11 protein-coding genes and 2 pseudogenes are annotated in these 12,722 nt (G+C 70.4%); 6 read left to right on the top strand and 7 right to left on the bottom strand.

Annotated features, from left to right (window positions below):
• Positions 1-76 precede the first annotated feature (76 nt).
• Complete coding sequence (locus tag KCH87_RS21690; RefSeq protein WP_210587828.1) at positions 77-1,045, bottom strand: helix-turn-helix domain-containing protein; 969 nt, start codon at positions 1,043-1,045, stop codon at positions 77-79.
• Between the two features lie 353 nt (positions 1,046-1,398).
• On the opposite strand from KCH87_RS21690, the gene KCH87_RS21685 reads away from it, so the two are divergent.
• Positions 1,399-1,854 carry a peptidoglycan-binding protein gene (locus tag KCH87_RS21685; protein ID WP_247196541.1) on the top strand — a complete coding sequence of 152 codons (456 nt, stop codon included), beginning with the start codon at positions 1,399-1,401 and terminating at the stop codon, positions 1,852-1,854.
• A 415-nt stretch (positions 1,855-2,269) separates the two neighbouring features.
• Here KCH87_RS21685 and KCH87_RS21680 read toward each other — a convergent pair whose 3' ends face one another.
• Positions 2,270-5,113 carry a helix-turn-helix transcriptional regulator gene (locus KCH87_RS21680; protein ID WP_210587826.1) on the bottom strand — a complete coding sequence of 948 codons (2,844 nt, stop codon included), beginning with the start codon at positions 5,111-5,113 and terminating at the stop codon, positions 2,270-2,272.
• A 226-nt stretch (positions 5,114-5,339) separates the two neighbouring features.
• On the opposite strand from KCH87_RS21680, the gene KCH87_RS21675 reads away from it, so the two are divergent.
• Positions 5,340-5,858 (top strand): WD40 repeat domain-containing protein, encoded by a 519-nt coding sequence (locus KCH87_RS21675; protein WP_210587825.1) that lies wholly within the window; start codon positions 5,340-5,342, stop codon positions 5,856-5,858.
• Between the two features lie 299 nt (positions 5,859-6,157).
• Here the strand turns inward: KCH87_RS21675 and KCH87_RS21670 are convergent, their stop codons facing one another.
• The 4 genes and pseudogenes from KCH87_RS21670 to KCH87_RS21660 form a co-directional block, all read right to left on the bottom strand.
• Positions 6,158-6,631, bottom strand: a complete 474-nt coding sequence (locus KCH87_RS21670) for a hypothetical protein (RefSeq protein ID WP_210587824.1) — start codon at positions 6,629-6,631, stop codon at positions 6,158-6,160.
• 112 nt (positions 6,632-6,743) lie between these two features.
• Complete coding sequence (locus KCH87_RS21665) at positions 6,744-7,661, bottom strand: hypothetical protein (protein WP_247196540.1); 918 nt, start codon at positions 7,659-7,661, stop codon at positions 6,744-6,746.
• Positions 7,662-7,828: 167 nt separating this feature from the next.
• Positions 7,829-8,007 (bottom strand): annotated as a pseudogene (locus KCH87_RS49185) (IS5/IS1182 family transposase); the annotation flags it as partial.
• A gap of 214 nt (positions 8,008-8,221) precedes the next feature.
• Positions 8,222-8,491: a hypothetical protein gene (locus KCH87_RS21660; protein WP_210587823.1), complete on the bottom strand. Its 270-nt coding sequence runs from the start codon at positions 8,489-8,491 to the stop codon at positions 8,222-8,224.
• Positions 8,492-8,632: 141 nt separating this feature from the next.
• On the opposite strand from KCH87_RS21660, the pseudogene KCH87_RS21655 reads away from it, so the two are divergent.
• From KCH87_RS21655 to KCH87_RS21640, 4 genes and pseudogenes are all read left to right on the top strand, one after another.
• A pseudogene (locus tag KCH87_RS21655) lies at positions 8,633-9,421 on the top strand (SMI1/KNR4 family protein); the annotation flags it as partial.
• Positions 9,422-9,694: 273 nt separating this feature from the next.
• Positions 9,695-10,759: an aromatic ring-hydroxylating dioxygenase subunit alpha gene (locus KCH87_RS21650; RefSeq protein ID WP_210587822.1), complete on the top strand. Its 1,065-nt coding sequence runs from the start codon at positions 9,695-9,697 to the stop codon at positions 10,757-10,759.
• Positions 10,756-10,968 carry a hypothetical protein gene (locus KCH87_RS21645; RefSeq protein ID WP_210587821.1) on the top strand — a complete coding sequence of 71 codons (213 nt, stop codon included), beginning with the start codon at positions 10,756-10,758 and terminating at the stop codon, positions 10,966-10,968. The genes KCH87_RS21650 and KCH87_RS21645 overlap by 4 nt, the downstream gene beginning before the upstream one ends.
• Positions 10,965-11,903, top strand: a complete 939-nt coding sequence (locus KCH87_RS21640; protein ID WP_210587820.1) for a PDR/VanB family oxidoreductase — start codon at positions 10,965-10,967, stop codon at positions 11,901-11,903. The genes KCH87_RS21645 and KCH87_RS21640 overlap by 4 nt, the downstream gene beginning before the upstream one ends.
• Here the strand turns inward: KCH87_RS21640 and KCH87_RS21635 are convergent.
• The gene (locus KCH87_RS21635) at positions 11,854-12,669 is read right to left on the bottom strand and encodes an IclR family transcriptional regulator C-terminal domain-containing protein (protein ID WP_210587819.1); all 816 of its coding nucleotides are present in this window, start codon (positions 12,667-12,669) and stop codon (positions 11,854-11,856) included. The two genes, KCH87_RS21640 and KCH87_RS21635, sit on opposite strands and share 50 nt — an antisense overlap.
• Positions 12,670-12,722 lie beyond the last annotated feature (53 nt).

Below are 12,722 nucleotides of genomic sequence, written 5' to 3'. Positions count from 1 at the left end.
GGTCCGCTCGGTCTGACCCCGGGCCCAGACCGAGCGTCCAAGGTCGGTCACGCGAAACTTGGCCGCGCGGAGACCATCACCCGGAGGAGCGGGGGTGGTTCTGGTCGCGCCAGGCCCGAGGCGAGATTCCGTATGCCCGTTTGAACACCTTGCTGAAGTGGGTCGCGTCCACGAAGCCCCAGCTCCGTCCTATCGCCGCGATGGTCCGCAGCCGCCCGTTCGGGCCGGTCAGTTCTCGCCTGCATGCGGCCAGGCGGCGGGTACGGATCCAGTCTCCGAGGCTGATGCCCGACCGGGACAGCACCGCATAGAGGTGACGTACGGAGATGCCGTGTGCGGCGGCGATCCGTGCCGCCGACAGATCGGGATCAGCCAGGTGCTCCCGGAGGTATTGAGTGATCCGCAGGCTGAGGGTCGCCTCCAACGGCCCTCTGGCCAGGTCGGCGTTGCCGTGCTGGGACGTCAGGACGGCACGGAGGAGTTCGATGCTGGGTTCCACCACGGCGTCGGCGTGCACCCCCTGGTGCAACGCGTCGCTGACGGCCAGTTGGGAGAAGTAGGTGAAGGCCAGGCGCGCAACGGGGTTGTCGGATCCCAGCGGGACCGCGGTGATGTCCCGGAGCAACCGGTCGGGGAGCGCGAGTGCCGCGCGGGGGAAACGGATGAAGCGGTAGTCGACTGCCTCGTCGAAGAGATGTGTGTAGGGAGCGATCGATTCGTAGACGGCGAATTCCCCGGGCCTCAACAGGCACTCGCGACCGTTCTGAACCACCACGCTGCTGCCCGTCATCTGAATACCGAGAGTGACGGCCGGCTCCTCGTCCTTTCGGGCGAGCCGCTCCGTCCGACGGAGAGTGACCGCGGTCGCCCGCGCCGAACAGATCCTGATGGGCCCCACGGCGCCGAGCCCGATGCGAACGGAGATGTCCTCAGCCGGAGGACGGTGGTCGATATCGACCGCCACCATGGATTCCCACACCGCATTCCGGATCACTTCCTCCCGGTCCCGCGGCGGTATGAACGCGGTGTCCAGGACCGGGCTCATGAGGCAGCCCTTCGTCTGCGTCGGTCATAGAGCCGGCCTGACAGTACCTCGGCCCGTTCCCCCACAAGTCCCCCTAGACACGGACGGTTCCCGACATCAGTCTGGCCGGATTCTCTCTCGCTGCGCAACGGCTTCGACGGGCACACACAGGGCCCGCCTCGCCTGATATGGCGTCAACTTGAGGCTGTGCACTACTGACAAAGTTCCCTGCACGGATGACAAAGTCCGAAGCCCACGACGACCCTAAGGTCCATGGGCGAGGCCGTCATTGAGACGACATCACCGACCAGAAGGGTTGCATCGTGCAACGTGTATCCACGACGCTCCGCATGCGGAGCGGAGTGTTGGGGGCTTTGGCTCTCCTCTTCGCCGCCGGCCTGACGGCCAGCCCGATGATGACTGCGCCCGCCCACGCCGCCTACGGTCCGTGCAACACGACGGTGAAGCGCACCGATGGGTTGGGCGATGGCGGCAACCCTGGCAATCACTACAAAATCCCCGCGCGCACCGGTAACGGGCTGAGCTGTTACATGGAATATCAGACGGGCAGTGAAATCGCCGTGATGAGGCTGCAGATGGCCATCGTTTACTGCTACCCCGGTACCTATGCCGCCAATCGGATCAACGCCACCGGAGGAACGGACGGGAGCTACGGCACCGGCACGGTGGATGCCGTTCGGTGGCTCCAAGCCAACCGCCTCGGTGTGAGCGCCGACGGCGACTACGGGCCGGCAACCCGTGAACAGATGCAGTGGCCGCTGTATACCGAGGGCGGTAGCTTTATCGCCTGCCTCAACCCCCCTTTCTAGTCAACACAACGTCTGTCGACGCCGACCTCTGTGCCTGAGGTCGACGTCGACGTCTGCCTTGGCCAATACCGTAGGCACTGGCACACGTAGCGGATCCGCCAGTTGGTGTCGGACGTGGAAGGCGGTTTCGGCGCTCGCCGCCATGCCCGCGCCCCGGACCGCCTGGGCTCAGCCCAGCGTGTCCATCAGGGCGGTGACATAGGCATCAGGCCGGTAGCGGAGCTGACCGCACCCCCGTACCGGAGCACCCGAGTGCGGACCGGCTCCAGCCGACCGTTCGGGCGGGGCAGCTGACCGGTCCGGCACACCAACACCGCCGCTCGCTCACACAGTTTCGCGCCTCGTGGCTTGCTGACTTGTGACTTGTGGCTGATGCACAGGACCCCCGGTATCCGCGGCTCGAACCGTGCGTGGCTCATCCTCTCAAGGAAGGCCTCGGCGTGCGCCCCGCCATCAGGCCCGCGAGAGCTGCCCGCGATGAGACTCCCGTCTTGCGGTAGACCCGGGAGATGTGGGTCTCGACCGTGCGGCGGCTCAGGCAGAGTCGTTCGGCGATCGCCGGGCTGGTGAGGCCGTCGGCGACGAGGTCGGCGATCTCCCGTTCGCGGGCGGTCAGTTCGGCGAGGCGGTGCTCGGGCCCGTCAGCGGCGGCGGCCACCGCCGGGCCAACCGCCTCGGCAAGACCGGTCAGCATCCCGCAGCCCCCGGCCACGGCGAGCCGCCGCCCCCGGTGCCAGGCCGCCTGCCCGCGCCGCGAGTCGCCCGGGTCCGCCGCCGACAGGGAGGCGCCGAAGAGCAGGGAGAACGCCTCCCAGAACACCCCTCCGCTGCGGGCGCTCTCGTCGGCCGCCGCCATGAACAGGTCCGCCGCCGCCTTGTCGTCACCGAGACCGAGGCGTATCTGCGCGGCGCTGCGCATGGCAGAGCCGCGCTGCACGGGCAGATCTAGCCGCTCGGCCTCCTCGCGGGCCCGCTCGGCCCAGTCCTTCGCCGCGTCCAGGTCACCCATGCTGACGGCGGCGGTCACCAGGACCTCCAGGAACAGCGGACGCATGGAGGGCTGCATCCGCCGCAGGCCGGGGCCGCCGGCACGCAGGACCGCCTCCCGGGCACGAGCCGGGTCGCCGGCAATGAGCGCCGCGTAGCCGAGTACACACCAAGCGATGGACGCCCACCAGTTGACGCCCAGACCCGCCGCGGCCACCGCCTCCTCGGCGGTGGCCAGTGGCCGCGGATCGCCGGGTGGGCAGGCGTCGACCAGGGCGTGGGCCCTCGTGGCGAGGACGAAGGCGAGCAGTTCGTCACTGCCGATGCCGCGGGCGATGTCCTCGGCCTCCTCGGACAGTTCCACCGCCGACGCGAGCCGGCAGGTCTGGGTGCGCACGTGTGTCTTGCACAGGAGAAGGTGGGGCAGGAGGTAGATCTGGCCGGTGCGGCGGGCAATGGCCAGGCCGCGATCGGCGTGCCGCTCGGCGTCGGCGAAGCGCTCCAGGAACGCCTCCGCCCAGGCCAGCCGTACCAGCGGCTCGCACAGGCCGGTCAGATCGCCGTCCGGCAGCGAGTCCACGAGGGCCGCCGCCCGGCGGGTGAAGTCGTCCGCCGCGGCCGTCTCCCCCTCGTACGCCTCCCCCAGCGCCGCGACGCTCAGCGCACCCGCCACCCCCGTCTCGTCCCCGAGGGAGCGGGCCACCTCCAGGGTGTGTGCCACCTCGGAGCGCACTGCCGGGTACGAGGTGTCGTGCGGGGCCGAGGAGCCCAGCTCCAGGCCCAGCGCCACCTGGTCGGCGAGCGACGGCGCAGGATCAGTGCGGTGCAACTCGCGGCGGAGCAGGGCGACCGCCTCCGAGTAACGCCCCAGATGGCGCTCCATGACGGCGCACAGCACGACAGCAGACGCCCGCGACCCCGTCCCGTCGCCCGGGTCGGGCAGGGCGATCACCTGGTGCAACAGGTCCCGGCTCTCCCGGAGCCGGCCGCCGACGCCCAGCGCCCGGGCCCGCCGCAGCATCAACTCGCGCCGTCTGGCAGCGTGTTCCGGCGTGTGCGGAAGATGCCGCAGCACCACCTCAAGCCAGTGTGCGCTGCTCGCGGGCGCCGTCTGCGCGGCCTGCTCGGCGGCCTCGTCCAGCACCGCCGCCGCCCGCGGGTCCCAGTCGGACAGCGACTGCTCGGCGTGGTGCGCCCGCTCGGCCAACGGGGCTCCGGTACGGGCGAGTTCGGCGCCGACGTGCCGGTGGATCTCCGTGCGCTGCCAGGGGTCAGTGCCGTCGCGGACGAGGCTGCGCAGCACGGGGTGGCGCAGCGCGATCCGCCCGTGCGTGCCGGTGCGCAGCAGGTCGCGCCGGGTCAGTACGGCGAGATCGTCGGCCAGTTGCCCCGGCTCGTGGCCGGTCACCGGGCCGAGCAGTGCGGGCGTGGCGTGGTCGCCCAGAGCTGCCACCACTTGGACGAGCCGGCCCTGCGACGGCGTCAGCGGGGTCAGCTCGTCGAGCAGCAGCGCCCCGAGGCCCGTCGTGGACAGTCGGCTCACCGACGCGCCCTCGCGGTGCGCCTGGAGCAGGGTGAGCAGGTACAGCGGGTTGCCCTCGCTCGCTGTGAAGAGCCGTACGGCCTGGTCGCGGGCCAGGTCAGGGGTGAGCAGTTCGACGCAGTCCCGCTCGCCGAGCGGGCCGAGGACCGTCCGCCGTACCGTGCCGGTCTCCGTGCCGCGGGTGAGGGTCGCGGCAAGCGGCGCGGGGCTCTGCCGGTCGCGGCGGGCGAGGACCAGCAGGACGCGGGCGCGCACGGGGTGCCGTACGAGATGGTCGAGGAGTTCCAGCGACGCGGCGTCCGCCCAGTGCATGTCGTCCAGGACCACGACCAGCCCAGACGCCGCGGCGTGGGTCAACAGAGCGGCGGTGGCCCGGTGCAGGTGGAAGCGGTCCGTGCTGCGGGGAGCGCCGCTCAGCACCGCGACTTCGGCAGCCTCCGGGAAGGATTCGACGACCTCCGGGGCGAGGTCGGAGAAGGCGTCGGTGAACGGCTGGAACGGGATGTGACGTTCGTACTCCGTCGCCCGGCCGCGCAGCACCGCCGCCCCGCGCCGCGTCGCCGCCAGGCACAGCTCGTGGACCAGCCGGCTCTTGCCGATGCCCGCCTCACCGCCGACGTCCAGCACCGCCGGGCGGCCGGGCACGTCCCCCACCAGTTCCGCCAGCAGCCGGTCGAGCCGCGCGAGTTCCGCCTCTCTGCCGACCAGCCGTGTCCGTTCCGTCGTCATACCCTCACGCCCCCCGCGACAGTTGGTGCCCCCGCACATCCTGTCGTACGCCACTGACAACCTGCGGCTTCGTGTCCTCGATCTCACACCGCGTCGACGGCTACGCGTCGACGGCGAGCCACCGGCCCGAGCGGGTGGGCGTCGATCAGCGCGGGACGGGCAACCCTCGTGCGGGTGGGACGGGTGGGCTGAACGGATGCGGAAACTACGTAACCGACCTACGTGGGTGGTCCGGCGGTCGGACGGCCGGTACCGGTACCGGCCGTCGTTCGAGGCGGCCTGCGAGGTCACGGTCGGCGGCCGGAGACTCGTGGCGTACTCCGGGCACCGCAAGGTAATCCGCCTCGCGGACCCGGCCACGCACGAGGACACGGCTCTCCTCAGGGACTCGCGCACCTGGATCCGTACGCTGTGCGAGGTCGACGTCGACGGCAGGCCCCTGCTGGCGTCCAGCGGCCGGCACGGGGTCGTCCGGCTCTGGGATCTGGAGAACCGAGGCGCGCTGGTGGCCTCCCTCACCGGTCACCGCGGCTGGGTGTACGGGCTGTGCGCAGTGCGGGTCTCGGGGCGCGACCTGCCGGCCTCGGCGGGCCGGGACGGCGCGATACGCATCTGGGACCCGCGCGACGGCCGGCTGGTGCGCACGATCGACACCGCCCCCGGAGGGGGTGGACCTTCGCCCTGTGTCAGGTGCGGACGGGCGGGCGAACGCTGCTCGCGGCCGGGCACGGCAACGGCACAGTGACCGTGTGGCACGCCGAGTGGGCTCAGGAGGAATGAGGGCGGGCCACCCCGCGTGCGTGATGAAGTGAAGCCACTGATGAATGGGCTGTCGACCAAGATCAACATGATTGCGGGGAGCTTCGCGTGGTTGCGTACCCACCGAAACCGATCTGGACAGTCAGGTCCTCCCGTTCCTGTCCGGCCTGCTGTGGACTCGACGCCGCGGGCCAGCACCCGGTGGCGCCGCCTCCCGGAGGGTCGGCAGGCCTAGCCCGAGTTCCTGGATAATTCGCAGATCAGGCATCTCGCCAGGGCGTCGCGCTAGCTGCGCGGCCACCGGAGAGCGTGCACACCGAGTGACAGCAGTGGCGAGCCGGGCCCGCGCACCCCGTCCTCGTACCACCAGTAGCTCAGGCCGACGATCCCGGAAAGGAACCCGGCGAGGAAGCCCAGCGCCAGCGGGCCCACCGGGTTGGGGGCCCCCTCCTCGTGGACTTGCCCGCCGACCTGGAAGATCGCCACCCCGAACCCGAGCGCCGCCGCTACCCCGACCAGGCCCAGCACCAGCCATACCCACCGGCGGGTCCTGGCCGCCGCGACACTGAGCACCTTGAACTTCAGCGGCTTCTGGCAGCTCCCGCATTCCAGCGTCTCCACCCGCCGGCCCTCCTCCGGCCGCTCGATGTCGATCGGGTAGACAGCAAACCGGCGGACGACATGGCTGCTGTGGACGTCCTTGGACACCATGTGCGCATAGGTCAGACCTGGATACGGACCCAATTCCCGCTTGCTCAAAGCAGACTCCCTGTATCGGATACCTGTCGGACCGTCAAGATGATCGATCAGTCCTCCCCCACCAGCTGTTCCGTGAACTCACGGCCCCGTCGGCCGGCGGGGCCCCACCTGCTCAATCTCCGTCACTCGGGACGCGCAGGACGTCGTCCAAGTCGAAGCTGAACGTCGGCGTCGGGTACAGCGGGTCGGGGACACCCGTGGTGTCGGGCACGTCGTACGGGTCGGCGGTGGGCTTGCCCTCGGGGCTGCAGACGTGCGGCGCCGCTGGAGGCGACAGCTCGTACTCGGCCACCCGCTCGGTCCTGAATTCCACGTCCCCGCCGCCGATGTTGACGCCCTCGGACCCGGTGCTGATCTGCTCGGGCAGTTCCTTGCCCTTGAGGGGCTTGCCGACGTACACCGCGACCAGGGCCCCCACGCAGACGCTGCGGTCGCCGGCGTAGAGCTTCTCCGGCGGTTTCACGAGCTGCTCCTTGCGTCCGTCGACGCGCAACTCGGTCCGCTTCACGGAGCCCATGTCGAAGTAGTAGTCCGGCGGGGCCTCCGTGGCGCCGGTCGTGTTCTCTCCGGCGCCCCCCGAGCCGTAGGTGAGCTTCCAGAACTCCACCTGAACGGTGACCGTTTCGCACAGCGGGCCGGTGTAGCCCGCCACGCTCTCGTTGATCTCGACCGGGTCCTTGGAGGTGTCGACGCCTGCGGCGGGGGCATCGGCTGCCATTCGCACCCAGCGCATAATCTGTTCCGTCGTCCATTCCCCGTTGGGGTGGCAGCCCTTGGCGTTGGTCGGGTAGGGCGGGGAGGGCGTGGCCGACGGGGTGATCGGGGCAGCGGTGGCAGTGCCGGTCGCGGAGGGCGTGGCGGCCGATGCGTCGGTGCCGTCTCCGTCGCCCGAGCAGCCGGCCGTCAGCAGCGCAACGGCCGCCAGCGAGGCGGTGACCGGAGCGGCGGAGTACCGAGCCGGCCGGTTACGTCCCGTTGGGGTGACGGCGCGGACCAGTCGCCGTACCCGGTCTCCTGCAGACTCCAGCAACGTCATCATCCTGACCTGTGCTCAGTGGCTCTCCCGTCGCGCACGGTTCACCCTCGATCAAGACCCTTCCCTAAGCGGACGCTGAAGGGATCAGTAGAACTACGCAATCGGCTACGTATGTTCGCCGGCCGCGGAGTTGCCGCAGTGGCATCCACTCCACGGATCAAGCTTTGTGCCCCGGGGGCTCGTTCGACGTGCCGGCGTCGGCTCGCCTGGATCGGCGCCTTCTCATCCTTGTGGCCGATCCGGCCGTGCATACCGCGCGTTCGAGCACGGTCCGTGTCTTGTCCGAGTCGTAGTCGGCGTCCAGGGGCACGGTGATGTCGTTGGGCAGCGGGCCAAGGCCAAGTGCGCGGGACGGAGAGGTCCAGGTCGAGGATGGCGGCGAGGCGGGCTGGGTCGTAGTGAGGTCGGTAAGCATCCGTCGGGCCATGGGCGGCCCCCGGTGGAGGGGTGGATCAGGACGGTTTCCTGGATGCCGGCGAGGTGTCCGAGGAGTTCGCGTGCCGACATGGGCTCACCCGCGCCGGCTGCCTGGCGTCGCATCAAGTGGGCGACGGTCAGGGCGAGTACGCGGGTGACCCAGGGGTCCTTGTGATCGCGGAGACCTCGGCCCGGACCTTCTCCGGGGCTCGGCGGGTCCGGCCTCGGGCCAAGGTGGCGGCGAGGTCGCCGAGCCGGGCCTCGGCCTTGGCGAGGGTCTGGTCGAAGCCGCGGTGCTGGGCGGTGTGCAGGGCGGGCGAGTGGGTGAGGTGGACGCGGCGGTCCCGGCCGTAGACGGTGCGCCGGGTCTCCAGCGCCGTGAGACCCCCGAAGCGCGGCTCGTCCACCAAACGTCGGGCGCCGGCGGGTCGCTTGAGCAGGTCGGTGCAGTCCGAAAGTGGGATCGAGCCCGACGAAGTGCAGGTGGGACTAATCGAGGTGGGCGAAGTTGGCGACGGAGTTCTGCCCGGCGTCGAACACCACGGTGATCTCCCAGGCGCGGGCAGGCGGGTGAGGCACCGAGTCCGACGGCCGGGGTCGACCCGGGCGACCTGGCGTGGCTCGCGGAGCCGGACCCGGGCAACAACCGCACGTCCTACCGGTTCGTCCTGGTGGAAGGTGTGGAGCCGGAGGAGTTGCCCGGACGTCTCGCGGACGGGGACGGCACCGTGCTGAACGAACCCATGACCTTCTGGGAGGCGCGCCACAGATCGCTGCACACGCAGAGGGAGTTCTCGTCCTACGACGACAGGGCTCTCATGGCGGTCGGCCGGGCCGGCACCGGTTGGAGCTTCGCCTTCGACGGCGATCGCGCCCCGTTCGACCGGCGGCGGTTCGTCTCCCCCGCCGCGGCCGCCAGCGCGGGCACCTGCGCGGTGGTGGTGTGGAGCGGCCTGAGGACCTGGCACGGGGAACCGTTCTTCCACCTTTCGGTGGCGCGAGACGGTGCCGAGCAGTACGCATTCACGTACGCGGACGGAGAGATCCGGCAGAGCGGGGAGATACCGCGGGCGCTGGATCCGCGACGGCTCTTCGGCGCCCTGGAGGACGGGGCCGAGGTGGTGGAGCGGTCGCTGCTGGAATCGGTGGCCGGGGAGTTCGGTGCGTCTCTGCCGCGTCACGCAATCGTAAAAGGGCGGCTGCACACGTTCGCCACCCGTTCCTGGACACGTCCGCCGAAGGACGGCGAGACGTACGCGGTGATCCGGATGGGTTGGGGAGACACGCGCCAGGCGGACGGCCGGCGGGCGGGAGAGGACGGGTCGGGGAGCAGGTAGAGACCGGCCAGGCCGCGCACATTCTCAATGCGGTGAGAGTCGAGAGCAGGAAGCTCTCTCGCAAAGCGGGAGTGTCAAGCTTGGCAAAAGCCATCGACGGAAACATTCAGCGAGGTCGCCGGCCAAGCGGACTCCTGATTTCACTCCCGCAGACGACCAACCCCCCTGAACAGGCAGTTTCCCCAAATCCTTCCGTGAGGCGGAAGAGGTATTGCGGCGCCGTGACGCCCTTCCGGACGATGTCACCATCGCCCAACGACGGGAGCCGCAACGATGCCGCACACGACCACTTTTGCCAGGAACCAGTGGTACGTCGCCGCCTACAGCCACGAGGTAGGGCGTGAGCTGCTTGGCCGGACGATTCTCGATGAGCCGCTCGTCTTCTATCGCACCGAGGGCGAGGGGACGCCGGTCGTGCTGCACGACCGCTGTGTGCACCGCCGTTACCCGCTGTCGGAGAGCGGCCTCGACGGCGACCGGATCGTGTGCGGGTACCACGGCTTCACGTACGACACGACCGGCGCGTGTGTGTACGTGCCGGGGCAGAAACGCATCCCCCGCACGGCCCGCGTCGCCGCCTACCCGGTGGTCGAGCAGGACTCCCTGATCTGGGTGTGGATCGGCGACCCGGCGCTCGCGGACCCGGGGACCATCCCGCGGGCGAGGCACCTCGACGCCCCCGGCTGGACGACCGTCCGCGGTATGGAGCCCATCGACGCCGACTTCGGACTGCTCGTCGACAACCTCCTCGACCTCTCCCACGAGACGTATCTGCACGGCGGCTACATCGGCACCCCCGAGGTCGCCGAGACGCCGATCACCACGGAGGTCGACGAGGGCGCGGGGATCGTGCGGGTCAGCCGGCACATGGACGACGCCGAGTGCCCGCCCTTCTACGCCCGCTCGACCGGCATCGAGGGCCGGATCACCCGCTGGCAGGACATCGAGTACCACGCCCCCTGCCTCTATCTGCTGCACAGCCGGATCGCCCCGGTCGGCGTGGCGCCGGAGGCCGACGGCAGCGACCCGAACGGCTTCCACACCGAGATCACGTACGCCATCACGCCGTCCTCGGACGGCAAGGTGTACGACTTCTGGATGGTCTCCCGGGACTGGGCGACCGGCGACGACGAGGTCACCGAGTTCCTGCGGTCCAACAACCACACCGTCGTCATGCAGGACGTCGACGCGCTCAACCTGCTCCAGAAGACGCTCGGGACCGAGCGGACCGGCTACCAGGAGCTCAGCATCAACATCGACACCGGCGGCCTCGCCGCCCGCCGTATCCTCGCCCGGCTGGTGGAAGAGGGCGACAAGCCCATGGAGAAGGTCCTGTGAGCAGGCTCTTCTCCGAAACGCCGCGCGAGGTCTACCGCATCGACTGGCTGCCGGGCACCGACATCCTGCACGGCACGTGCCACTGCGGCGCCGAGCACACCGCCCAGGACCCGATCGAGATGTGGGAGTGGATGCTGGGCCACCCCGAAGGACACCACCCCGAAGGACACCGCCCCGAGGGACATCCGCCGCGAGGAAGCGACTCATGACCGTGTACGAAGCCGAACTCGTCGTCGACCGCACGGAGTCCGCGGCCGACGGCGTGCTCGCCCTCACGCTGCGCCATCCCCTGGGCGAGGAGCTCCCGGCCTGGGCGCCGGGCGCGCACATCGACGTCGTGCTCGGTCCGGAGCTGGAGCGGCAGTACTCACTGTGCGGAGATCCGGCGGATCGCTCGGCCTGGCGGATCGCGGTGCTGCGGGAGCCGGACGGGCGGGGCGGATCGGCGTACGTGCACGGGCAGTTGGGGCCGGGCGGCAAGGTCCGGGTGCGCGGGCCGCGCAATCACTTCGCCCTCGCCCCCGCGCCCCGCTACCGCTTCGTCGCGGGCGGCATCGGGATCACTCCCGTCCTGCCGATGCTGGCGGCGGCTGAGGCGGCGGGCGCCGAGTGGACGCTGCTGTACGGCGGGCGGAGCCGCCGATCCATGGCGTTCACGGAGGAGTTGGAGCGCTACGGCGACCGCGTCACCGTCGCACCCCAGGACGAGGCCGGTCTGCTGGACCTCGCCTCGGTCTGCGACGACCTGCCCGAGGGCACCCTCGTCTACTGCTGCGGTCCCGGGCCGTTGCTGGACGCGGTGGAGGAACGCTGCCCGGCCGGTGTGCTGCACGTCGAGCGGTTCAGCCCGAAGGAGCAGCAACAGACCGGAGAGGACGCGGAGTTCGAGGTCGTTCTCCAGCAGAGCGGGCGCACGCTCACCGTTCCGCCGGACGCCTCCGTGCTCGACACCGTGCGCGCCGCCGGCATCGAGGTGCTCTACTCCTGCCACGAGGGCACCTGCGGCACCTGCGAGACCGACGTCCTGGAAGGCACCCCGGACCACCGGGACTCGGTGCTCACGGACGAGGAGCGCGAGGCCGGGGAGACCATGCTCATCTGTGTGTCCCGGTGCCGGGGGAAGCGGCTCGTGCTGGACCTGTGATCCGCACGTCCGCCTCGATCCGGGCGACCGTCGCGAGCAGGTGGGGCAACAGGTCACGGCGTACGGACTCGACGGAGTTGCGGCCTGCGTGCACGGCGATGTTCACGCCGGCCACCACCTCGCCGTCCCGGTCCCGCACCGGGGCAGCGACGGATCTCAGCCCCTCCTCCAGCTCCTGGTCGACGAGGGAGTGCCCCTGTCGCCGTACCCGGCGCAGTTCCGCGCGCAGGGCCTCTGCCGTGACGACGGTGCGGGCGGTGAGAGGGCGCAGGTCGGCGCGGGCGAGGCGGACCTCGATCTCCTCGTCCGGCAGATGGGCGAGGATGACCCGGCCCACCGAGGTGACGTGCGCCGGGAAGCGGGTGCCGACCGTGATGGACGCGGTCATGATGCGGCTGGTCGGCACGCGGGCGACGTAGACGATGTCGTCGCCGTCGAGGACGCACAGCGAGGACGACTCCCGTACCTGCGCGACGAGTTGCTCCAGATGCGGTTCGGCGATCTGCGGCAGCGTGAAGCTGGAGAGGTAGGAGTAGCCGAGCTCCAGGACGCGCGGGGTGAGGCGGAAGCGCCGGCCGTCGGTCTGGACGTAGCCCAGATCGGCGAGGGTGAGCAGGAAGCGGCGGGCGGCGGCGCGGGTCAGTCCGCAGGCGCGGGCGACGTCGCTGAGCGTGAGGGCCGGGTGCTCGGCGTCGAAGGCGCGGATGACGGCGAGACCCCGCTCGAAGGACCGGACGAAGTGCGGTGCGCGGGTTGCAGCGGTCATCGTGGCCTCCGGACGGACGCATGAACGTGCGCTGTGCGCACGCTAGGAGTGCT

This window comes from Streptomyces sp. GESEQ-35, assembly GCF_017948485.1.
Taxonomy (GTDB): Bacteria; Actinomycetota; Actinomycetes; order Streptomycetales; family Streptomycetaceae; genus Streptomyces.
This window is presented reverse-complemented; position numbering and strand designations above follow the sequence as displayed.

What these genes read in the sequence shown, in the direction of transcription:
- KCH87_RS21680 (WP_210587826.1), bottom strand. Translation starts at nt 5,113, where the DNA reads ATGACGACGGAACGGACACGGCTGGTCGGCAGAGAGGCGGAACTCGCG.
- KCH87_RS21690 (WP_210587828.1), bottom strand. Translation starts at nt 1,045, where the DNA reads ATGAGCCCGGTCCTGGACACCGCGTTCATACCGCCGCGGGACCGGGAG.
- KCH87_RS21640 (WP_210587820.1), top strand. Translation starts at nt 10,965, where the DNA reads ATGACCGTGTACGAAGCCGAACTCGTCGTCGACCGCACGGAGTCCGCG.
- KCH87_RS21650 (WP_210587822.1), top strand. Translation starts at nt 9,695, where the DNA reads ATGCCGCACACGACCACTTTTGCCAGGAACCAGTGGTACGTCGCCGCC.
- KCH87_RS21635 (WP_210587819.1), bottom strand. Translation starts at nt 12,669, where the DNA reads ATGACCGCTGCAACCCGCGCACCGCACTTCGTCCGGTCCTTCGAGCGG.